Origin of the sequence: Providencia sp. PROV210 (genome assembly GCF_028479445.1) — a bacterium.
Lineage (GTDB): Bacteria > Pseudomonadota > Gammaproteobacteria > Enterobacterales > Enterobacteriaceae > Providencia > Providencia rustigianii.
In genome coordinates, this window is record NZ_JAMPNQ010000009.1 from 85,049 (window position 1) to 108,800 (window position 23,752).

A 23,752-nucleotide genomic window follows, 5' to 3' on the forward strand; every position below is an offset into this window, starting at 1 on the left:
CATGCCTCTCTTACGGTGCCGCCAATTCAGCAACACCGTTTTGTTAGATAAGAAAATAAAAAGGAGTAATCGGGCGTTATTTCAAATCTGTCATTGCGACATGATCCATATCGTGGAATACCTGATTTTCACCCACCATTCCCCAGATAAATGTATAAGCCGCAGTACCGACACCTGAATGAATTGACCAACTCGGGCTAATCACCGCTTGCTCATTACGCACCACAATATGACGAGTTTCGGTTGGTTCCCCCATATAATGGAAAACCACGTTGTCATCTTTCATATCAAAATACAGATAAACTTCCATGCGGCGTTCATGGGTGTGGCATGGCATGGTATTCCATAGGCTGCCTGGCTCTAACACGGTCATTCCCATAGATAACTGACATGTTGGTAGAATCGATGGATGTAAGAATTTATAAATTGTCCGTACGTTACAGTTCTCAACCTTACCCAGTTTTTCCGGTGATGCTTGGTCAATGGTAATTTTGCGACTTGGGTAGGTATGATGGGCCGGGGCGCAGTTTATATAAAAACGTGCAGGATGATTGGCATCCGCACTGCTGAATTCTACTTCACGCGCGCCCATGCCAATGTAAAGTGCTTCACGAGGCGCAATTTCAAATATTTCCCCATCAACAACCACTTTACCTGCACCGCCAATATTGATGGCACCCAGTTCACGACGTTCTAAGAAAAAATCAACGCCTAATGCTTTCCCTGCCATCAGTGCCAATGGCTTATGTGTTGGAACAATACCGCCTACGATAATGCGGTCAATATGACTATAAGTGAGATTCATTTCCCCTTCACAAAACAATCCTTCGATTAAGAATTGTTTACGTAATCCAGCAGTATCCAGCGTTTTAGCGTGCTCACTGTGAATTGGTTGACGAATTTCCATTATAAATACCTCATAATTTACAGGGGGAGTACCAAACTCACGAGTTGGCTTTCCCATTAACAGAGTGAACGTGTTCACCTCTGATGAATGTGTCAGTTAAATAAAAGTTGTCATCGACAACCGCAAAACTTGCAACGGCGCCCTCGCGGATATAGCCATATTGCTGACCAATGCCGAGATACTCCGCAGGCACCGCCGTCGCCATTTGTACCGCTTCCCATTCAGGAACTTGAGCGAGTTTCACCATATTGCGCAGTGCCGCATCCAAGCTACAGGTGCTACCGGCTAAAGAACCGTCTGCGGTTCTGGCTTGCCCTTGAGTCACCTGAACCATTTGAGCGCCCAAGGCATACTCGCCATCCGGTAATCCCCCAGCACGCATACAATCAGTAATTAAGGCAACTTGCTGATAACCTTTCATGCGATATGCCAAGTTCATCATGACCGGATGAACATGAATGCCATCTGCTATCAATTCGGCGAGTACATCGTGATAGAGCACTGCACCACAGCAACCCGGTTCACGGTGATGTAATCCCGTCATACCGTTATAAAGATGCACGCCACAATCAGCGCCGTGAGAAAATGCCTCGCTAGTTTGGGCAAAATCCGCTGCGGTATGGGCAACACTGGTTTTGATATTTTGTTGAACTAGCCAATCAATAGCATCAATAGCGCCATCAGCTTCAGGAGCCACCGCGACCCGTAATAACGAACCACCAGCACACTCTTGCAAAGATTTAAGTTCGCTGACGGTCGGAGCCTTGAGGTATTTCACTGGATGAGAACCTCGATGACGTTCAGTGAAATAAGGGCCTTCAAGAAAGCTTCCTAACAGTTGTGCACCTGATGTTTGCTGATGAGCCATAAATTGACGAACTTGGATTAACGCGTGTTTAATATCGTCCATGGGTGCCGTAACCGTGGTTCCTACCCATGCCGCAACCCCCGTCTTGACCAAATCATCCGCAATAATTTGCAATCCCTCTAAGCTTGCATCCATCACATCAGAACCTGCTCGACCATGAATATGAATGTCGACAAATCCTGGAAGCAATGAACGTCCTTTTAAATGCACGATGGGACAATTTTCTGGAGCAATACCCGTAATTTGTTGCACGGTCCCATTGCTAACGCAGACATATTGGTGCTGCTGTATACCCTCTGGCGTAAAAATTCGATCCGCTAAAATTGCGTATTGCTGGCTCATAATCCGTCTTCTTCATCTTCAAATTCAGATAATGTTGACAGTTGCTCACGCAAGTCTTGGATACTGCTAACCCCAATTTCACGTAAGATGGAAATCAGCTCTTTTGCTGTGACGCCTTCTCGCTCAAACGCCGCATTCACAATCATGGGGAGGCTGACACCGGAGAGAACTTCAACTGAAGGATTTTCCATCATGATCGCCATGGCGCGATTACAGGGTGTTCCACCCGGAAGATCCGTAAGAAATACAACTTGCTCACAAGGCATAGCTTGCATCGCACAGCGCATTTGCTGCTCCAGCTCATCAGGGGATATCGTCTCGATAAAATCGAGAAACACCATATTCTCTTGTTCACCCGCTATAGCTCTGACCGCCGACGCCATTCCACTTGCAAAATTTAAGTGCCCAGAAACAACCAAACCGATCATTATTTACTCCTAAGCGGGTAAGTTTCTACCCGCTAAAATTCAATTTAATTCAGATAATTACAGCACACCCAGTACATGACCAATAACGCCGAAGGCCAATGTTGAGAAAATCAGAACTGGTGGTTTAGCCCAGAAACCTGTGCCTTTCACCATTTTGAACATGAGGAATACCAAACCTAACGGTAATAAATTCGGCATGATTTTATCGAATAGCGCGGTTTGCAATTCCACCACTTTCCCGCCCAGCTCTAAGGAGGCGGTGGTTTGCACTTTGACAAAGGTGGCGGAAAGCGCCCCAATCACAAAGATCCCCATAATGTTGGCGGCTTTGGCTAATTTCTCAGTGGCATCACTCATGTTCACCATCGCCGCAGTTCCTGCGCGATATCCCATGAACATCAACCCGAAATAGACAAAAAAGTGAACAATCTGGTAGAGAAAGAAGAAGACAAATGGGCCTGCAATCGAGCCATCCATCGCAATAGATGCACCTAACGCGAGGGTTAACGGCATCAATGTCATATGGTCAATAGCATCACCGATACCACCAGTAGGTCCCATACCCGCCACTTTCATGACGTTTACGGTTGATGGCTTCTCTTTGTTTTCTTCCATGGCAACCGCAGTGCCAAGTAAGAAAGTAAATAATTTTGGACTCGCATTGAAAAATTGCAGATGGTTTTTCAATGCCGTGGCATAGTCACGCTTGTTATTACCATGAATTTTTTTCAGTGCAGGAATAATGGAGAAAGCAAAACCGCCACCTTGCATACGTTCAAAGTTAAAGTTCCCTTCCATAAATAATCCACGGAATGCACAGCGCCATAAGTCCTTTTTGGTAATGACTTTCCGTACGGTTGTATCTTGATATTCATCGATACCATCAACGTAAGATTGAGCAGGTAAGTTTTTCGTTTCTACCACGGCTTTATTATCAGATACCATCTTCAAAATCCTCGCTTGGCTGTGAATTATTTTTGTTACCATTTCCACTGAAAAAGTAGTAAAGCGCTGCGGCAGATGCACCGAGAATAGCCACGGCCATGATTGGTAGTTTCAAGTAGGTTGTCATCACGAAACCAACGAAGAACACCCCAGCCACTTCTTTCGACCACATGATTTTTAATAGCATTGCAAAACCAATCGCAGGCACCATTTTCGCGCCAATACCTAAGCCTTCGAGCAATACTTTTGGTGTATTTTGATCAATCCATTCCGCAGCATGTTCGCCGAAATACACCGTGACGAAAGCCACAATGGCGTAAAGTAATGAACGTATCGTTATTGTGACGACTAAAAGCCTTGATATTCCCCCAGCATCTGCGTTTTCTGCATAACGATCAGCTTTACCCATGGTAAATGCAGTCATCGCGAAGAAACCAATAATCAACATTTGCATTAATACGGCGATGGGCATCCCAATCCCCATGGCAACTTCAGGGGGCTGTTTAGTCATTACTGCAAAAGCGACCGCGGCGATGGTACCTAATGTCACATCCGGTGGCTGAGCTCCCGCATTCGGTACTAATCCCAGCCAGGCCAGCTCAAGAGTTGCACCTGCGATTAACCCGATTTGCATATCCCCCATAATCAAACCCACAACAGGTCCGGTAATCAGAGGGCGGTGAATGTTTAATGCAACGTCATACTTATCAATACCGCAAAAGAAGGCCCATAAAGCCACTAACGAAGCTTCAAAGATCATAATAATTTTCCTTAAACGCCTAAGAATTAAGTTTTTTTCTCAATCCGACTTATGCGGATGCGAGAGCTAAAACATTCACGGGTGTTTGGTCGGGAGTATTTTGAATGGTGCAAGTCACGCCTTTATCAACTAGGCGGCGAAATGCATCTAAGTCACGCTCATCCACTGACACTGTTTTAGTGATTTGGCGCTTCCCTTCATGGAAATGCATATTGCCAACATTACAGTGAGTGATAGGCACTCCGCCTTCCACCAGACGGGCGACATCGGTCGGATTATTACAAAGAACGAAGATTTTTTGACGTGGTGATGCCTTGCTAATGACATCAATTGTCTTCTGAATAGAGAAAAAACGAACAGCATATTCTCCACCCGCAGACGCTTTCATTCCTGCTTGCATGAAGGCGGCATTAGGTCCTTCCGCAGCATCATCATTTGCAACAAGAATTAAATTTGCTTCAGTGTGTTTACCCCAAGTAATACGGATTTGCCCATGTAATAAGCGCTCATCGATTCGGGTCCAAACAATATTAGGTGTGTGCATAACTTGCTCTCTTATAATTTATTGTGTTTATCTTTAAGATGCGTTGACGCTATCTTTTTGATATGAGAACGGGTAAATAGTGACACCTTGAACAACACGATTAATTTCTCCTGTTGGAGATGGGTTGTCCGGTGTATTCCCCAGTGCAATCGAACTATGGAATGCAAATGCCTGTGCTAACATCAGATATGGAAAAAGTAATGCTGCATCAGAGCATTGCTCCATTTTTGGAATATAAATAAAATTTTCTTTTGAAAAAGAATTAGATGGAGATGCAGTGACCCCGATCACCATAGCTGATGCATTATCGTGAATTACCTCTCGTAATAAGTCAGTTTCGTACTGTCTGATATATTGATCATTCGAAAGGAACAGCACGACCAACGTTTCTTTATTAACGATAGACTTAGGCCCATGTCGAAAACCTAATGGTGTATCATAATTAGCCACGACTTTACCTGCCGTTAACTCCAACATTTTCAGAGCGGCTTCCTGCGCTAGCCCTTGTAAACCGCCACTACCTAAATAAATGACGCGTTTGAATTTCCCTGCATAATCATGACGAATTGTGCGGTTAAATTGCTGGTAGGTTTGGTGATAATCTTTAAAAAATGGTTTAACTTCATTGCAATAAAAAGTATCAGGTAGAAAAATAGACAATGCCGCCATCATCATTGACGAAAAACTGGAGGTCATTGCTAAAGAGCGATCATTTGACTCTTCCGGCATTAACAGTGCCAAGGCGTGAACATTATTTTGACAATAACGATATAGCTGGCCATCACTGTTACACGTTAAAACCAAATGATAGATTTTAGATAGACATTTCTCAGCAACATCCAGTGCAGCAACACTTTCAGGGCTATTCCCAGAACGCGCGAAAGAGATCAATAAAGTAGGTACATCTTCGGCTAAATATTCTTTGGGATCAGAAACTAAATCAGTGGTCGCTATCGCATCGACTCGGCGTTTTAAATGCCCGGTTAATATTGGTGCAAGAGCACGTCCTGCAAAAGCAGAGGTTCCTGCACCAGTCATGATAATTCGAGATTCTGGCGCTGCTAAAACATGCGCTAAAAAACCATCAATCTCTGTACGGCGCGCTTTTACTGCTGCGCTCACTTTTTCCCAGCACTCAGGCTGTTGTTCAATTTCTTTTGCTGTCCAGAACGCATTCAGTTGTTCCAGTTCAGCCGTTTGATAACTTAAATATTCCATGTCAAACCTCAGTGACTGAATTTACACGCATCGGCATACACCGATAACACATCGCGGATCTTCGCAAACACAAATGACTTAGGAGAGCCATCCAACAAACCTTCTCTGTATTGTTGGAATTGATGAGGCAAATATTGGCTCAATAGTGGTAACGGAATTGGCTTAGACGATAAGTTATTGATTAGCGTATTGATGGCTTGGTTAATTTCTTCATCAGGCCAATAATAACGAATGCGGTCACTGAAGCTGTACACGCGAGCAAAGGCTTGCTGGTGGGCGTCTCCATGATAATATTTCTGCCAGAAATGCGGCTCTCGGCACATCAGTTGCTCCATTTTTTCTTTTAAATGGGAGCATTGCTCTGACGGGAACATTTCATTTTCAATTTCACATAAGGAATACAACGCTTCACGCATCGCAAAGGTCAATGCAGGACCCACTTTTAAAATGGCGAAATGGTCACGGACTAATTGTTTGTAAGCTTCAGGATTTTGATAATCAGTGGAGTGAGCCTCAAAGACTAAATGAGAATAATCGTCCACTACTTTACTGAGGGACTGGGCTTTTTCAGGTTGATAATCAATCACACCGGTGTGGTCAAACTCCACCCCAGGCTGAACCACTAAGCCAATCACCCGAGACCAGCACTCACCCACACCGGCATCTTCGAATGCTTTCGCATGGCAATCTAATGTTTTTCGAGCAGCTTCAGGTGCCGTCACTTCAACCCCTTCAAGGGCTTCAGTTGCACCTCCCGGTACAGGGACTTCAGTTCCAATCACATACACAATGTCACTGTGACCAAATTTTTCTTTTGCGGTCTTTTCGGCAATCACGGCAAGGCGAGCTGCGCGAGCTGCGACGATTTCATCGGTGAGTGGCACAGGATCATCAGCACAAGACATGCTGCAATCGAGATGAATTTTTTTAAATCCAGCGGCAACATAATGAGCAATAAGCTCATCTGCATTTTTCATCGCTTCTTCAGCGTTGAGATCTTGCCAGCGATTAGGTCCTAAGTGGTCGCCACCTAGGATTAATTGTTGAAGAGGAAAACCTGCTTGCTCCGCTTTTTCAGTGACATACTGATAAAAGTCCGCAGGCGTCATTCCAGTATAACCACCAAATTGGTCAACTTGATTTGACGTGGCTTCAATAAGAAGAAAGGAATCATTGTCCAGCGCTTGCTGTAGTGAAGCCTCAATCACGAAGGGATGGGCAGAACAAACAGAATAAATACCGTTTTGTTTCCCTAATTTATTCTGCTGAACAATCTTTTCTAAAGGATGCATTAAACACTAACTCCACAATCAACATGGCCATGTTGTTAATGGAGTTAGCGCGCTACTGTTCCTTATCGACGATAATAACTTCGATTTTATGGTCCTTTAGCTCTTGGATATACTCTTCAGGAATACCCGAGTCAGTGACCAAAATGTCTATACCCCCAAACTCACGGATCATATGACAGCTGCGCTTCCCGAATTTCGTAGAATCGGCAACCGCAATCACAATCTCCGAGATTTCACACATTAAACGGTTAAGACTGGCTTCCTGTTCATTGTGTGTGGTGATACCAACGCGTAAATCGAATCCATCAACCCCAAGAAAAACTTTATCAAATCGATAATTTCTGAGGCTGTTTTCTGCTTGAGAGCCAGAAAACGATAAAGCACTTTTTCGCAATGCACCGCCAGTCATCAACACTTCGACACCAGCGGCATTCGCCAACTCCATCGCAACATCTAAACCGTTAGTCATGACCACTACGTTTTCACGCGACTTCAAATGTGTCGCAATCTCCCGCGTAGTTGTCCCCGAATCTAAAATGACGGTGTCCCCATTCTTGATTAGCGTGGCGGCAGCTTTCCCAATAAGATTTTTTGTGCCCGCATTCTGACCACGTTTCTCGTGGATACTGAGTTCAGCAATAAATCCGGTATTCGGAATTGCTGCCCCATGAGAGCGAACCACATAACCATTTTTCTCAAGAAAACTTAAGTCGCTACGAATGGTGACACTTGAGACGTTAAATTTTTCGGCTAGATCCTCGACTCTTGCTTTACCATGTAGGTTAATCATGTCGAGTATTTCCATACGCCGCTCAACTGCCGCTTTCACTTTCATCTCCTTACGAAATCAATCGAATTACTTTCGTTTGATTTCAAATTAAGTTTACTACGCCAAAAAATACCAACAACGTAAAAAAACAAAACTTTTGATCTCTTTCACAAAGTTTCGATTCATTCATTGTGTGCTTACGGATATTTTCAAATTTCCAATATGATAGCTTCGAATACAAAACTAACCAATTAATAAAGTGCTAAATACTGTATTTTAACTAATCAATTATTAAGCATATTGCCACTAAGCTAAGATTTATGAAATTTTAGGGAGTAAATCCACAGTAAATTAGTAAAAAGTGCTAATTTCAATTTTTACTTCGAAAAGTTCAGGTGTTACGTAAAGTAAAAAACCAACTCAACATTTCATTTTTTGATCGTAAAATTCATTTTTTTGCTATCAAAATCCCTTTACTTGAATTTCAAATGCTTTCATTTTTCAAATATGTGATTTCAATCTCTTTTGATTTTTCGTGATTTGCGTAATGCTATAAAAATAACCTGACTCTTTCGGATAAAATCCATGTCCTCAAAACAACCCGCTTATTTTCATATGATGGCAAAGCCCACTAGCTATCACTGCAATATAAAATGTGAGTATTGCTTTTACCTTGAAAAAGAAAATGTTTTCAATGAGGAAACCCAAAACGGTCAGCACGATGTGATGCCCGACAATGTATTGCGACGCTATATCAAAGACTATATTCAGTCCAATGCAGGCGACCAAGTCGATTTTTCATGGCAAGGTGGTGAGCCGACGCTCGCGGGGCTGCCATTTTTTGAACGCGTTGTGGAATACCAAAAGCAATATGCCCAAGGAAAAACCATCACCAATAGTGTGCAAACCAACGCTATCGCAATTAACCGCCAGTGGGCTCAGTTTTTCGCCGACAACCATTTTTTACTCGGAGTCTCTATTGATGGGCTCGAAGCCGTTCACGATAAATACCGTATTTCAGTCAACGGTAATCCAACATTTGAGCGCGTCAAAAAATCAATCCAACTCCTCATTGAGTATGGTGTTGAATTCAATACGCTGACCGTCGTTAACGACCAAAACTGGCGCAAGGGTAAAGAAACCTATCAAGCTCTCAAGGCACTAGGTTCCACTTTTTTCCAGTTTATTCCTATCGTTGAAGTGGATAGACGTTTCCCTCATACCCAAGGTGGTCATTACGCTCCGGGACCGAATGCGGTCATGGCTCCATTTTCCGTACCAAGTGACGGATATGGGCAATTTATGGCCGATGTATTTGATGAGTGGATCCGCCAAGGTGATGTAGGAAAAATCTACGTTCGTCTCTTCGACAGCTTATTAGGCACATGGATGGGCTACCCTGCCTCAACGTGTATTCAATCAAAAACCTGTGGTCAGGCATTAATTATCGAAGCAAATGGTGATGTTTATTCATGCGATCACTATGTTTACCCGGCTAATCGCCTCGGAAATGTGAATCAAAATACCTTGGCTCGCATTGTCACGTCAAAACAACAGCTGCGCTTTGGGCAAAACAAATACGACAAGTTAACCAATCTTTGCAAAAAATGCGAGGTTCAGAGCCTCTGTTACGGAGGCTGTCCAAAGCATCGCATTATTTCCATTGAAGGCGAAAAATATCGTCATAACTATTTATGTAGTTCTTATAAAAAGATTTTTAATCATACGGCTTTAGGTATGCGACTTATGCAGCAAGCGATTACTCAAGGTGCAATCGCCAGTGATGCGCTCCCTGCAATGCAGCGTGCTTATAAGCAATAATTTTATCTATCTGGAGATAGCTTCCGTGAATTTACCGTCTGTGAAAAAAAGCCTACTTGCTGGGCTGATAGCCACCAGTTGTTTAGTTCCCCCGATTGCTGCTAACGCTGGGGGAACACCGGAAAAGCCTAATGTTCTCTTAATTGTTATGGATGACTTGGGTACTGGTCAGCTTGACTTTGTCCTCGATAGCCTCGATGTGAATGAGTTATCCAAGCGCCCAGCGCCATCACGCTACGATGGTGACATTAATAAAATGGTGGAAGCCGCAAGAATCGCAATGCCAAATGTCTCTGAAATGGCAGCTGGCGGTATCAAGATGACCAACGCATTTGTTGCTCATCCGGTATGTGGCCCATCACGCGCAGGGATTTTTACTGGGCGTTCTCCCGCCAGCTTTGGCACTTATAGCAATGATGATGCGATGTTAGGCATTCCAGAAGATATCAAATTGCTTCCAGCTCTGTTCCAAGAAGATGGCTACGCCACGGCCAGTATTGGTAAATGGCACAATGCAAAAGTCATAAAAAAACCAAAAATTGCCGAAGATAAGCAAACCCGAGACTATCATGACAATATGATCTCTACACCAGAGCCGGGATTTGCCCCCCATGAAAGAGGATTCGATTACGCCTACAGTTATTACGCTTCTGGTGCGGCTCTTTGGAATTCACCCGCTATTTGGCGCAATGGTGAAAATGTTCCCGCACCGGGCTATATAACCCATTTGTTAACGGATGAAACCATTAAATTCATTGATGGCCACAAAGACAAACCTTTCTTCATTAATTTATCGTATAGCGTTCCTCATATCCCGCTAGAGGAGGCTTCTCCCGCCAAATATATGGATAAATTTAATACCGGTAATGTTGAGGCGGATAAGTATTTTGCTGCATTAAATGCCGCAGATGAAGGAATCGGTAAAATCATAACCACCTTGAAAGAAAATGGTGAGCTCGAAAATACCCTGATTTTCTTTATTTCTGATAACGGCGCCGTCCATGAGTCTCCAATGCCAATGAATGCGATGGATAAGGGCTTTAAAGGGCAAATGTTTAATGGTGGGGTTCGTGTACCGTTTGTGGCTTATTGGCCAGGCCATATTCCTGCGGGAAAACAAAGTGATGCGATGGTTTCAGCCATCGATATTCTACCGACCGCGTTGCAAAGCGCTGGGATCACCATTCCTGACAGCCTGAAAGTAGAAGGTAAAAATATTATGCCGCTACTTCAAGGGAAAACACAAAAATCACCACATCAATATCTGTATTGGACAGGTCCCGGAACTAAACATTACAGCGAAGAGAATCAGGATTTTTGGCACGGTTATCATGAGTGGATCACTTATCAACGTAAAGAGGCACCAAAAAATCCGAATCTCGAAAAATTATCTAAAGGTTCATGGGCTGTTCGTGATGGTGAATGGGCTCTCTATTTTTATGATGACGGTACCAACCAGCCTAAATTATTCAATGACAAACAAGATCCATCTGAATCCATTGATTTGGCCTCCAAATACCCTGAAAAAGTTAAACAACTGAAATCGGCCTATTACCAGTGGGTGAAAGACCAACCTAAGCCAGTGGTTTGGGGACAAGACCGCTATCAAGTTCTCGTTGATTCAGCAAAATAAAACCGAAATGGACGCACAAGGATGTGCCCATAAAACATGATAGAGATTCGTTATGGCGACACCAATCACTCCGACAGAACGTCCAAAGCTCCCTTATGAGCATCCCGACCTTCAGATCTATAAAAAATTATTCAAGCAGAATGTGATTAGACGATTTGTTCGTAAGTCTGCGTATAAAAACCATGATGATTTTATGATTAAAATCTTTCAAGATCGTACTCAATCACTTTCATCTCTTTGCGAAACTCTTGTTCGTTATGTTGCGGAAGCATTTTCCCATTATCAGGTTTGGGACTATACCCATGCTTATTATCCCGGCCGCCCGGGGCAGCAAACTGTTCGTACCGATGCTTTAGAGGGAGTAAGCCGCGTACTTCCTTTATTCGCGGCGTGGTTAATTCATAGCCGTCAAGAGACGCTGAACGGCTTAAATTTACAGTCTATTCATATCAGCGATATGATCCGCCAAGCTTTTATTCACGGTACCGACCCAACACATAAAGGCTACTGGGGAAAACTTGAAAATTATGACCAAAAAATTTGTGAATCCGCAGATTTAGCATTAACACTCTGGCTCAGTAAAGACTGGGTCTGGGATAAATTAGAACCCAGATTGCAGCAGCAAATCATCACATGGTTTGAGCAAGTTAATCATTGTGAGATTGTCGATAATAATTGGCATTTGTTCCCTCTCTTGGTTCAATTTGTTATTCGAGATCTCACCGGTATCAACCATATTGCCCTGTGGCGCTATGACCGAGTCAAAGAGTTTTATGTGGGAGATGGGTGGTTTCGAGATGGTGCTAAAGGCAATTTTGATTACTATAATGCATGGGGATTTTACTATTCCCTTTATTGGCTTAACCAAATATCCCCCGATTTCGATACTGATTTTATCCAACAATCACTCAATCACTTTAATCAACATTACCTGCATTTTATGACGCCGACTGGCATTCCTTTTTTTGGACGCAGTGCATGTTACCGACTGGCCGTTTCCGCGCCGCTTATTGCTGGCGTGGATTTAGGCTGTTCATCCGTCACTGTGGGTGAAGCAAAAAATGCCTTGGAAAATACGCTACGCTATTTTATTAGCCATGGGGCATTTAAAGCGGGAGCTCCAACACAAGGATTATTCAGTGATGATCCTCGATTAGTCGATAATTACAGCGGTCCAGCGAGCAGTTTTTGGTCATTAAGAGCCGTCATTGTTGCGCTCTATTGTGGTCAACGAATCGATCTTTGGGAGGCTCTAGCCAATCCCCTGCCTATCGAAAAATCTGACTTTCATTTCGAAATACCGGCCATCAAAGCCTCGGTGATTGGCGTCAAAGAAACCCAAGAAGTAACGGTGATATTTCGTGAGGAATATACCCACCAGCAAAGCCCGTTAACACGCCGCTTAGAACAGCAATCTTGTACACAAAAAATCGTTGAGAACCTGATAGGTCAATCAAGAAGACCAAAAAACAATCTGTTACGCAAAGGTATCACCAGCTATAGCTCCAAAATGTCACATTATTTTTAACTTAACTTTCACTAACTTTCGAAAAGAAAGGAATAAATGTGATTTAGATCTTTTACCTTTCTATTTCTTTCGATTATTATATATCGAAATCAAATGAAAGGCGAGAGGTCATTATGTACCTGGTATCAACCCGTAATATGCTAGCCCAAGCCCAACGGGACGGTTATGCCGTCCCCGCATTCAATATCCACAATTTAGAAACTATTCAAGTTGTGATGGAAACCGCAGCGGAGATGTCATCTCCCGTTATTTTAGCCGGTACGCCAAGTACATTTTCCTATGCGGGAAGCGACTATTTGATTGCGATTTGTCAGCAAGCCGCTGAGCGCTACAAAGTGCCTGTCGCTCTGCATCTCGATCACCATGAAGATATCCCTGATATTTTCCAAAAAGTCAGCGCCGGAGTGCGTTCTGCGATGATCGATGCATCCCATTTTCCTTTTGAAGAAAATATTCAGATCGTTAAGCAAGTTGTCAATTATTGCCATCAATGGGATTGCACCGTTGAAGCCGAATTAGGGCGCTTAGGTGGGCAAGAAGATGATTTAGTTGTCGATGCGGCAGATGCTTTATTTACCGATCCAGATTCTGCAGTGACATTTATCCAACAAACCGGGATCGATTCCCTTGCCGTTGCCATCGGTACTGCCCATGGCATGTATAAAAATGAACCGCGCCTCGATTTTGATCGGCTACATAAAATACGCCAAAAAACCGAGATCCCACTAGTGCTTCATGGCGCATCAGGGATCCCAGATGCCGATGTTCTCCGTTGTATCGATCTTGGTATCTGTAAGGTTAACGTTGCCACTGAACTCAAAATTGCGTTCTCTGATGCGATTAAACACTATTTTCTTGAAAACCCAGAGGCAACAGATCCTCGTCACTACCTTGTTCCCGGCAAAGCAGCGATGAAAGCCGTCGTAATGGATAAAATTCGGGTCTGTAAAAGTGCGGGAAAACTTTAGCTCCATTAATAATCAAGTGACATAACATCTCACGATGCAAGGAATACCATGAAACAAGTTGCTGTTTTACTCGCGGATGGCTTTGAAGAGGGAGAAGCCGTTGTTTTTATCGATATTATGCGTCGATTGGATATCCATGTTGATGTCCTTTCGTGTATGGATAGCTTAGTTTTAAATACCTATTTTGGGACAAAAATTAGTGCCGATTTCCTACTAAGTGAAAAATTATCTCACAGTTATGACGCTATCATGATGCCCGGTGGCCCAAAAGGCACTGATAGACTTTGCGCCAATAACGATGTTATTAACTTTATCCGTCGACATATTCAAGAAGATAAATACATTTGCGCCCTGTGTTCATCTGGCGCTAAAGTACTCGCCGCACATCATTTACTGGAAGGACGCCAATACAGCACTGGCGATAAACTTGCGGATAAATTCGAAGATGGAACCTACATTGATCAAGATGTCGTGGTTGATGGTAAATTTATTAGTGCGAAAGGTTTAGGTGTCAGTTTTGAGTTTGCGTTTACTGTTGCGCGCCATTTACTCAGTGATAATAGTGAAAAAGTAGACTGGCAAGCTAATCATATTTATTTTAAACACTGGCCACTAACTTATCTTTAATCCTATAAAAAATCGGAGTAAAGGCTGATTTTTCAGTCTTTACTTTTCACCCAACGCTCTCTATTTAATTCATAAAAATTCATGATCAACGATGGATCGTCATCACGCAGGTGATAAAAATGAGTACACATCAGCAAGTCGCGGTTATCGGCGAATGTATGGTTGAGTTACAGAAATCAGGTGAATTATACAAACAAAGTTTTGGTGGGGATACTCTCAATACTGCATTGTATCTTTCCCGTTTAACGAAAGATCATGGTGTCGTAACGCGCTATCTCACCGGATTAGGAAAAGATCCCTTTAGCCAACAGATGATTGAGAGTTGGGAAAAAGAAGGAATAAATACAGAAGATGTTTTTCTTTCTGAAAAAGCGCTACCTGGTATGTATTTAATTGAAACGTCCCCCGATGGTGAGCGACGTTTTTTCTATTGGAGAGATAATTCTGCGGCGAAGTTTTGGCTCAATGATCGCACCCAAGAACAAACTCAGCAGCGGCTTAACCAGCAAAATTATATTTATCTGAGCGGTATTAGCTTGGCAATTTTACCCGAGGAACCGCGTCAATGTTTATTAACGATGCTCAAAATAGCCAAACAACAGGGCGCAAAAATTATATTTGATAATAATTATCGCCCTACTCTTTGGCAATCGCCCAACATTGCCCAGCAAGCTTATCAGCAAATTCTCCATCTTACCGATATCGCTTTTCTCACCTTTGATGATGAAAAATCTCTCTATGGTGATACTCATGAAAATGACACTATCGCCCGTACACAACAATATGGGGTACCAGAAATTGTGATTAAACGCGGAGGGGATGATTGTTTCGTCATCATTGATAACCACTGCATTAGCATTGCAGCCAATCAAATTGACCACATCATTGATACAACCGCGGCGGGGGACTCATTTAGTGCAGGATATTTAGCCAGTCGAATTCTCGGCGCATCCCCTAATGAAGCCGCAAAAATGGGGCATTTATTAGCCGGAACAGTTATCCAACACCGGGGCGCTATCATTCCACTAGATGCAATGCCAACTATTGACTGAGCAAAAGATAAAAGGATACCCAATGAACCAACTCATTGAAAAATTAACCGCACTCAGCGTCGTGCCCGTAATCACTATCAATCATGCTAAGCACGGCACTTCAATTGCCAAAGCATTAATGGAAAATGGTTTACCTTGTGCCGAAGTCACTTTTCGTACTGATGCCGCCGTTGATGCAATTAAAAATATGCGAGCCGCCTATCCAGATTTACTGATTGCCGCAGGTACTATTTTAACGACCCAACAAGTTGATCTTGCTATTGATGCCGGTGTCGATTTTATTGTTAGTCCGGGGTTTAATCCTAAAATTGTTAGCTACTGCCAACAAAAAAATATCCCCATCATCCCCGGTGTGAATAACCCGAGCTTAGTTGAACAAGCTCTTGAATTTAATCTGACTACATTAAAATTCTTTCCAGCGGAAGCTTCAGGCGGTGTATCGATGCTCAAGGCTTTAGGGACGGTTTATCCCGTTCGTTTTATGCCTACAGGGGGAATTAATACAGAAAATATCCACCAATATAATTCATTATCTTCGGTCATTGTCTGTGGTGGGTCTTGGATGGTTCCGGCTGATTTGGTCGATAATGAACAGTGGGAAGAACTCGGTAAGCTTATCGCTGAGGCGGCGAACATTTAATCCACATTATTAACATGATAAAAAAGCCCCAGTAGCGATAACACCACTGGGGCTGCTCATTATTAACTCAATGATTACTTAATTAATGCGTGCATCTCTTGAACAGAAATCACTTTATCGGTTGGGTCTGCGCTTAATGATAATGCCGTCGCGAAACCGCCATTGAGCGTTGTATCATAGTGAACTTTGTAGCGAAGTGCGCTGCCGCGAATGAGTTTTGAATCTTCAATCGCTTGGCGGCCTGCCGTGGTGTTCACGATGTAGTCATACTCACCGTTTTTGATTCTGTCTTGAATGTGCGGACGACCTTCATGTACCTTGTTAACTAAGCGAGGGTTAATACCCGCTTCACCCAGAACAATCGCCGTTCCGTGAGTTGCATCCAGCTCAAAGCCATGTTTCAGCAATTTAGCTGCTAAATCCACAACGCGAGTTTTATCCCCTTCACGAACCGATAACAGTGCGCGACCTGATTTCTTCATGGTGGAGCTGCTGCCTAACATCGCCTTCGCAAATGCTTCTGCGAATGTGCGACCAACGCCCATGACTTCACCCGTAGATCGCATTTCTGGTCCTAGGATTGGGTCAACACCTTGGAACTTGTTAAATGGCAGAACCACTTCTTTCACGGAGTAGTAAGGCGGAATGACTTCTTCGGTGACACCTTGCTGAGTCAGTGTTTGACCCGCCATCACACGAGCAGCAACTTTCGCTAAAGGAACCCCCGTTGCTTTAGATACAAATGGAACTGTTCTGGCTGCGCGAGGGTTCACTTCAATCAGATAAACTTCGTTATTTTTCACTGCGAATTGGACGTTCATCAAGCCGCGAACACGTAATTCAAAGGCAAGATTACGCACTTGTTCACGCATCACATCCTGAATTTCTTGGCTTAATGTATAAGCTGGCAGTGAACAAGCTGAGTCACCAGAGTGAACGCCCGCTTGTTCAATGTGCTCCATAATGCCGCCAATCAGTACCATTTCGCCGTCACAGATAGCATCAACATCCACTTCAATCGCATCATCAAGGAAACGGTCGAGTAAGACTGGCGCATCGTTAGAAACGCTCACTGCATTTTGGAAGTAACGACGCAGGTCAACTTCGTCATAGACGATTTCCATTGCACGGCCACCGAGGACATAAGATGGGCGAACCACCAGCGGATAACCGATGCCTGCCGCTTTTTCTACAGCCTGTTCGATGGTTGCTACCGTCGCATTTTTTGGCTGCTTCAAGTTTAAGCGGTTAACGGCTTGTTGGAAACGTTCACGGTCTTCTGCACGGTCGATAGCATCTGGGCTAGTCCCAATGATAGGAACTCCCGCCGCTTCCAGCGCACGCGCTAATTTCAGTGGTGTCTGTCCACCATACTGGACAATCACGCCTTGAGGCTGTTCAATGCGGACGATTTCTAGTACATCTTCCAGCGTTACCGATTCAAAATATAAGCGGTCTGAAGTGTCGTAGTCGGTAGAGACTGTTTCTGGGTTACAGTTCACCATGATGGTTTCGTAACCATCTTCACGCAGCGCTAGAGAAGCATGTACGCAGCAGTAGTCAAATTCGATACCTTGACCGATACGGTTTGGACCACCGCCTAACACCATGATTTTTGGCTTGTCGTTATTCGGGTTGGATTCACACTCTTCTTCATAAGTGGAATACATATACGCGGTATCTGTGGCAAATTCAGCGGCACAGGTATCCACTCGCTTATAGACTGGGTGTAAATCATAGCCTTGGCGTAATTTACGTAGTTCTGTTTCAGAAACACCCACTAAGCTCGCTAAACGTGCATCCGCGAAACCTTTACGTTTTAGGTGGCGTAAAAATTCTTTGTTCAGGCCATTAATGCCTAGCTCTGCCACTTCATTTTCTAAACGTACCAGCTCTTCGATTTGCACTAAGAACCAGCGGTCGATATTGGTCAGGTTAAAAATACCGTCGACCGATAAGCCAGCGCGGAATGCATCCGCGATGTACCAAATACGGTCAGAGCCAGCATCTTTCAATTCACGACGAATGCGAGTTAATGATTCAGGGTCATCTTGGCTCACTTTCGGGTCGAAACCTGTTGCGCCCACTTCCAAGCCACGCAGTGCTTTTTGCATAGATTCTTGGAAAGTACGGCCAATCGCCATCACTTCACCAACCGATTTCATTTGCGTGGTTAGACGGTCGTTGCTACCTGCAAATTTTTCGAAGTTAAAGCGAGGAATTTTTGTCACAACATAGTCGATTGATGGCTCAAATGATGCTGGGGTACGGCCACCAGTAATGTCATTCATTAACTCATCGAGGGTGTAGCCCACTGCCAGTTTCGCGGCGATTTTAGCAATTGGGAAGCCCGTTGCTTTTGATGCTAGTGCTGATGAGCGAGATACGCGAGGGTTCATTTCGATAACAATTAAGCGACCATCTTTTGGGTTAACCGCAAATTGAACGTTAGAACCACCAGTCTCTACCCCAATCTCACGCAATACTGCCATCGAGGCATCACGCATGATTTGGTATTCTTTATCAGTCAGCGTTTGCGCAGGCGCTACGGTGATAGAGTCGCCAGTGTGGATCCCCATCGCATCAAAGTTTTCAATTGAGCAGACGATAATGCAGTTGTCTTTTTTATCGCGGACAACTTCCATTTCATACTCTTTCCAGCCAATCAGTGACTCATCGATTAATAATTCGTTGGTTGGAGATAAATCTAAACCGCGAGTACAAATTTCTTCAAACTCTTCACGGTTATAGGCGATACCGCCGCCACTTCCACCCATGGTAAATGATGGACGGATAATACAAGGGAAGCCAACGTCGTCAGCGACGGCATAAGCTTCTTCCATTGTGTGGGCAATACCTGAACGCGCAGTGCCTAAGCCAATTTTTTTCATCGCTTTATCGAAGCGTTGACGGTCTTCAGCTTTATCAATCGCATCGGCTGTTGCACCAATCATGGTGACGCCAAATTCAGCCAGTACACCTTTACGCTCAAGTTCCAGCGCACAGTTTAGGGCTGTTTGCCCTCCCATGGTCGGTAATACCGCATCTGGGCGCTCTTTTTCAATAATTTTGCGTACGACTTCCCAGTGAATCGGTTCGATGTAGGTAGCATCTGCCATTTCAGGATCAGTCATGATGGTAGCAGGGTTAGAGTTCACCAAAATAACTCGGTAACCTTCTTCTCTCAGCGCTTTACACGCTTGTGCACCAGAGTAGTCAAATTCACATGCTTGACCGATAACAATTGGACCCGCACCTAAGATCAGAATGCTTTTTATATCTGTACGTTTTGCCATTTCTCTGCTCCCCGATTATTTTGCGTTTTGACGTGGTGTGTTTTGACGATATTCATTTATTAAATCAATGAAGTGGTCAAAAAGACCGGCTGCATCATGAGGACCAGAACTCGCTTCTGGGTGACCTTGGAAACTGAATGCAGGTTTATCTGTGCGGTGGATACCTTGCAAGGTTCCATCAAACAGAGATTTATGCGTCACACGTAATGTATCGGGTAATGTCGACTCATCTACCGCAAAACCGTGGTTTTGAGCGGTGATCATCACAACATCTTTGTCTAAATCTTTAACTGGGTGGTTGGCGCCGTGGTGACCAAACTTCATTTTCACCGTGTTAGCACCGCTGGCTAACGCCAGTAATTGGTGACCTAAACAGATTCCGAATACCGGAATCTCAGTCTTCAGAAACTCTTGAATGGCGTTAATGGCATAGTCACAAGGTGCTGGGTCGCCTGGGCCGTTAGATAAGAAAATACCATCTGGGTTCATGGCTAAAACGGTTTCTGCTGGAGTCGTTGCAGGAACCACCGTCAAGCGGCAACCACGGTCAACTAACATGCGCAGAATATTACGTTTGGCACCAAAATCATAAGCAACCACATGTAATGGTAATTCATCGGCCTTCGTTGCTGCGGGTTGCCCTTCATCTAGATTCCAAGAGCGTTGAGTCCAGCTATAAATTTCTTTGGTGCAGACTTCTTTGGCTAAATCCAGACCATTTAATCCCGTAAAGCCACGCGCTTTTTCTAGTGCTAATGCGACATCAGGATTGTCACCGGCAATGATGCAACCATTTTGCGCACCTTTTTCTCTCAACAGGCGGGTTAATTTACGTGTGTCGATATCTGCAATAGCCACCACATTGTGACGTTTTAGATATTCAGACAATCCTTCCTGACCACGAAAGTTACTGTAGATTAATGGTAAGTCACGAATGATGAGGCCTTGAGCATGTACTTTAGGAGATTCTTCGTCATCAGCATTAGTGCCGACATTACCAATATGGGGATAAGTGAGAGTAACAATTTGGCGGGAATAGGAAGGGTCGGTAATTATTTCTTGATATCCGGTCATTGAAGTATTGAAAACGACTTCTCCAATAGCGGCCCCTTCAGCACCTATGGCGCGCCCGTGGAATTGGGTTCCGTCTTCCAGAACCAATATAGCTGACTTAATCAAAACACCCTCCGGAGAATAATCAATCACGTTTTTTGCATATTAATTCAGATTTTGCGATCTAAATCAATGCCAAAATGAGTTTTTAAGCAGATTTTTGGCAAATTGCGCGCATTCTAATGATGAGATAGGGTCTTGTCTAGAAAAAAATGCTTTTTTTTCACATTTACCTTACTTTTTTACTTTATTACCTACTTTTTAGTCGAGAAGGCAATGAAATAACTATTCATAGGTAGAAAAGCAAACGATTAATAGCAAAGAAAAGTTAAAAATGATGATAACGCAGTCAGAAGTGAATCCAAAGTTAAATTTTCAATGAAAAACAATGGAAATAAAACACAAAACAACAACAAACAATAAACTCAATAAAAAATAAATTCATAACACTTAAAAAAAGCATCATTAAATAATGATGCTTGATTTTATTATGATTTTTATTTAAAAAAATTATAAAACATCAAGATTTAAGACATCTTTCATATTATATAACCCATTATTTTTAGCACTAATCCATGAAGATGCTTTAATTGCACCTTTAGCAAACGTCATACGGCTAGAAGCCTTATGGCTTATCTCTACACGCTCACCAATATCAGCAAACATCGCCGTATGCTCACCAACAATATCACCAGCACGTACAGTAGCAAAACCAATCGTGCCCGGTTCGCGCTCTCCGGTATAGCCTTCTCGTGCATACACTGCACACTCATTCAGATCTTTTCCTAATGCATCCGCGATAGATTCACCCATCGCTAATGCAGTGCCTGAAGGAGCATCAACTTTATGGCGATGATGAGCTTCAATAATTTCAATATCAGTGTAATCTCCCATTACTTTCGCCGCTTTTTCCAGTAATTTCAGCACCAAGTTCACACCAACACTGAAGTTGGCAGCGAACACAATCGGAATAACTTTTGCTGCATCAGCAATGGCTTGCTTGCCTTGTTCATCAAACCCTGTTGTACCGATTACCATGCCTTTTTGGTGTGTTTTGCAAAATGCTAAATGTTGTAATGTGCCTTCGGGACGTGTGAAATCAATCAAAACATCAAAGTCATCAACGACAGAATCTAGCCCACCGACAACCTTAATTCCGATTTGACCAATACCCGCCAATTCCCCCGCATCTGTTCCTATTAGCGATGAGCCTTCACGCTCAAGAGCCGCGCCTAATTGAACACCTTCTTGTTCTTGCACTGCCTGAATTAATTGGCGTCCCATACGACCACCTGCACCGACAATCGCAACACGTACCATTGAATCTGCCATTTTTGATCCTTGAATAATAAATTGGGCGATAACTAAGACTAAATCATAGTTACACCTTAAAGAATCTTGTATCGAGACGCCAGCAATAATCAGGGGGTATTAATAAAAGCGTAGAAAGGGAAATGATTATCAGAAAAATTTGTATCGTAGGGGATAAAATGAGGAAATAGAGCGTGATAGCCATGCTTAACAATGGCTATCACTTTATTAATTTTTTAAATTAGCTAATTTCTTTGACGTCGACGCGTAACTCTTTCGGTACTTCAAATACGATATTCTCTTCGCGCCCTTGCAGCTCGACAACAGAATCAGCACCTAACGCTTTCAAACGATCAATAACTTGGCGAACTAAAATATCTGGCGCGGATGCCCCTGCTGTTAAGCCAATAATTTGCTTACCCACTAACCAGTCAGTCTGGATATCTTCTGCACCGTCAATTAAGAAAGCCGCTTTTCCCATTCGGGATGCTAGCTCTGCCAAACGGTTAGAATTCGAGGAGTTTTTCGATCCCACAACCAGAACGATATCCGCTTTTTCAGCTAACTCACGCGCCGCTTCTTGGCGGTTAGTCGTTGCATAGCAAATATCATCTTTGCGTGGTCCGACAATGTTCGGGAAACGGCGAGTTAAAGCGTCGATCACATCGGAGGTATCATCCACCGAAAGCGTGGTTTGGGTCATAAAACACAGGTTATTTTCATCTTTTACCTGTAAATGCCAAACATCGTCAGGGCTTTCCACGAGATACATTCCCCCTTCAGGGTTACTGTATTGCCCCATGGTGCCTTCGACTTCTGGGTGACCCGCATGCCCAATTAAAATGGCTTCTTTGCCTTTACGGCTCGCTCTTGCCACTTCCATATGGACTTTTGTCACTAATGGGCAAGTCGCATCAAACAACATGGTTAAATCACGTGAACGAGCTTCTTGGCGGATAGCTTGAGAAACGCCGTGAGCAGAGAAGATTAAAATCGAGCCATCTGGGACTTCTGAAATATCTTCAATGAAAATAGCGCCGCGCTGACGTAAATCATCCACCACATAGCGGTTATGTACCACTTCATGACGCACATAAATTGGTGCGCCATAAATTTCTAACGCACGCTCAACAATACTGATTGCACGGTCAACACCCGCACAAAATCCACGAGGATTAGCCATTAATATTTGCATGTTGACTCTCCAATTGTGGGTCTATTTCGATAACTTCAATTTCAAACGTAATCTGCTGTTCAGCCAGTGGATGGTTAAAATCAACCGTAATAGATTCCCCTTCAATGGACTTTACAACACCCGGCATTTCACTGCCATTCATTGAAGTAAACAGCATGATAGTGCCAATTTCAGGAATGCCTGTATCCATAAAATCACGTAATGAAAAGTATTGCATTAGATCTGGATTATGCTTCCCAAATACCGTATCCCCAGCCAAAGAGAATGTCTTCTTGTCACCAACTGAAAGCCCAATTAATTGCGCTTCCAATTCGGGGGATAGAGAATCATTGCCGAGGACAAATAACGCAGGTTTTCCTTGTGCAAGAGAAGAATCCGCCGTTGAGCCGTCTTCCAATTTCAAAGTGAAATGCAGTAAAACAGAACTCTGCGGCTGTATTTGAGTAGACATATCTAAACCTATTTTCTGTCATAAAATTCAGCCCGGCTATATCC

21 protein-coding genes are annotated in these 23,752 nt (G+C 43.5%); 7 read left to right on the forward strand and 14 right to left on the reverse strand.

The window, feature by feature from the left end:
• Window positions 1–76: 76 nt before the first annotated feature.
• The 9 genes from kduI to agaR are packed head-to-tail and all read right to left on the reverse strand — an operon-like array spanning window position 77 to window position 8,133.
• Complete coding sequence (gene kduI, locus PR761_RS07975; RefSeq protein WP_039855615.1) at window positions 77–907, reverse strand: 5-dehydro-4-deoxy-D-glucuronate isomerase; 831 nt, start codon at window positions 905–907, stop codon at window positions 77–79.
• A gap of 37 nt (window positions 908–944) precedes the next feature.
• A complete protein-coding gene (gene nagA / locus PR761_RS07980) occupies window positions 945–2,117 on the reverse strand; it encodes an N-acetylglucosamine-6-phosphate deacetylase (protein WP_006815816.1) in 1,173 nt (390 codons plus the stop codon).
• On the reverse strand, window positions 2,114–2,545 hold the full coding sequence (agaF, locus tag PR761_RS07985) for a PTS galactosamine/N-acetylgalactosamine transporter subunit IIA (RefSeq protein ID WP_112836187.1): 432 nt from the start codon (window positions 2,543–2,545) through the stop codon (window positions 2,114–2,116). Before agaF ends, nagA begins: the two co-directional genes overlap by 4 nt.
• A 57-nt stretch (window positions 2,546–2,602) precedes the next feature.
• Entirely contained in the window at window positions 2,603–3,490 is an 888-nt protein-coding gene (locus PR761_RS07990; protein WP_006815818.1) for a PTS system mannose/fructose/sorbose family transporter subunit IID, read from the reverse strand.
• On the reverse strand, window positions 3,480–4,250 hold the full coding sequence (gene agaW, locus PR761_RS07995; protein ID WP_006815819.1) for a PTS N-acetylgalactosamine transporter subunit IIC: 771 nt from the start codon (window positions 4,248–4,250) through the stop codon (window positions 3,480–3,482). The genes PR761_RS07990 and agaW overlap by 11 nt, the downstream gene beginning before the upstream one ends.
• A gap of 49 nt (window positions 4,251–4,299) precedes the next feature.
• Window positions 4,300–4,794 carry a PTS N-acetylgalactosamine transporter subunit IIB gene (gene agaV / locus PR761_RS08000; protein WP_006815820.1) on the reverse strand — a complete coding sequence of 165 codons (495 nt, stop codon included), beginning with the start codon at window positions 4,792–4,794 and terminating at the stop codon, window positions 4,300–4,302.
• 33 nt (window positions 4,795–4,827) lie between these two features.
• Window positions 4,828–6,012, reverse strand: coding sequence for an SIS domain-containing protein (locus tag PR761_RS08005; protein WP_112836185.1), 1,185 nt, complete (start codon window positions 6,010–6,012; stop codon window positions 4,828–4,830).
• 8 nt (window positions 6,013–6,020) lie between these two features.
• A complete protein-coding gene (gene kbaZ, locus PR761_RS08010; RefSeq protein ID WP_006815822.1) occupies window positions 6,021–7,304 on the reverse strand; it encodes a tagatose-bisphosphate aldolase subunit KbaZ in 1,284 nt (427 codons plus the stop codon).
• A gap of 52 nt (window positions 7,305–7,356) precedes the next feature.
• Window positions 7,357–8,133: a transcriptional repressor AgaR gene (agaR, locus tag PR761_RS08015; RefSeq protein ID WP_039855619.1), complete on the reverse strand. Its 777-nt coding sequence runs from the start codon at window positions 8,131–8,133 to the stop codon at window positions 7,357–7,359.
• A 525-nt stretch (window positions 8,134–8,658) separates the two neighbouring features.
• Between agaR and PR761_RS08020 the strand changes: the two genes are divergently transcribed.
• From PR761_RS08020 to PR761_RS08050, 7 genes are all read left to right on the forward strand, one after another.
• Window positions 8,659–9,894, forward strand: a complete 1,236-nt coding sequence (locus PR761_RS08020; protein WP_006815825.1) for an anaerobic sulfatase maturase — start codon at window positions 8,659–8,661, stop codon at window positions 9,892–9,894.
• Between the two features lie 25 nt (window positions 9,895–9,919).
• On the forward strand, window positions 9,920–11,527 hold the full coding sequence (locus tag PR761_RS08025) for a sulfatase family protein (protein WP_126436388.1): 1,608 nt from the start codon (window positions 9,920–9,922) through the stop codon (window positions 11,525–11,527).
• 52 nt (window positions 11,528–11,579) lie between these two features.
• The gene (locus PR761_RS08030; protein WP_006815827.1) at window positions 11,580–13,055 is read left to right on the forward strand and encodes a DUF2264 domain-containing protein; all 1,476 of its coding nucleotides are present in this window, start codon (window positions 11,580–11,582) and stop codon (window positions 13,053–13,055) included.
• A gap of 113 nt (window positions 13,056–13,168) precedes the next feature.
• Complete coding sequence (locus PR761_RS08035; RefSeq protein ID WP_112836181.1) at window positions 13,169–14,023, forward strand: tagatose bisphosphate family class II aldolase; 855 nt, start codon at window positions 13,169–13,171, stop codon at window positions 14,021–14,023.
• Window positions 14,024–14,071: 48 nt separating this feature from the next.
• The gene (locus tag PR761_RS08040; RefSeq protein WP_112836179.1) at window positions 14,072–14,650 is read left to right on the forward strand and encodes a DJ-1/PfpI family protein; all 579 of its coding nucleotides are present in this window, start codon (window positions 14,072–14,074) and stop codon (window positions 14,648–14,650) included.
• Between the two features lie 119 nt (window positions 14,651–14,769).
• Window positions 14,770–15,702: a sugar kinase gene (locus tag PR761_RS08045; protein ID WP_006815830.1), complete on the forward strand. Its 933-nt coding sequence runs from the start codon at window positions 14,770–14,772 to the stop codon at window positions 15,700–15,702.
• Window positions 15,703–15,724: 22 nt separating this feature from the next.
• Entirely contained in the window at window positions 15,725–16,342 is a 618-nt protein-coding gene (locus PR761_RS08050) for a bifunctional 4-hydroxy-2-oxoglutarate aldolase/2-dehydro-3-deoxy-phosphogluconate aldolase (protein ID WP_039855625.1), read from the forward strand.
• 74 nt (window positions 16,343–16,416) lie between these two features.
• On the opposite strand, the gene carB is transcribed toward PR761_RS08050, so the two are convergent.
• From carB to fkpB, 5 genes are all read right to left on the reverse strand, one after another.
• Entirely contained in the window at window positions 16,417–19,638 is a 3,222-nt protein-coding gene (gene carB / locus PR761_RS08055) for a carbamoyl-phosphate synthase large subunit (protein ID WP_006815832.1), read from the reverse strand.
• A gap of 15 nt (window positions 19,639–19,653) precedes the next feature.
• Complete coding sequence (gene carA / locus PR761_RS08060; protein ID WP_039855671.1) at window positions 19,654–20,817, reverse strand: glutamine-hydrolyzing carbamoyl-phosphate synthase small subunit; 1,164 nt, start codon at window positions 20,815–20,817, stop codon at window positions 19,654–19,656.
• A gap of 444 nt (window positions 20,818–21,261) precedes the next feature.
• Window positions 21,262–22,083: a 4-hydroxy-tetrahydrodipicolinate reductase gene (dapB, locus tag PR761_RS08065; RefSeq protein WP_154611213.1), complete on the reverse strand. Its 822-nt coding sequence runs from the start codon at window positions 22,081–22,083 to the stop codon at window positions 21,262–21,264.
• Between the two features lie 220 nt (window positions 22,084–22,303).
• Window positions 22,304–23,257 carry a 4-hydroxy-3-methylbut-2-enyl diphosphate reductase gene (gene ispH, locus PR761_RS08070; protein WP_006815836.1) on the reverse strand — a complete coding sequence of 318 codons (954 nt, stop codon included), beginning with the start codon at window positions 23,255–23,257 and terminating at the stop codon, window positions 22,304–22,306.
• Window positions 23,238–23,708 carry an FKBP-type peptidyl-prolyl cis-trans isomerase gene (fkpB, locus tag PR761_RS08075; RefSeq protein WP_112836171.1) on the reverse strand — a complete coding sequence of 157 codons (471 nt, stop codon included), beginning with the start codon at window positions 23,706–23,708 and terminating at the stop codon, window positions 23,238–23,240. The genes ispH and fkpB overlap by 20 nt, the downstream gene beginning before the upstream one ends.
• Window positions 23,709–23,752: the final 44 nt, after the last annotated feature.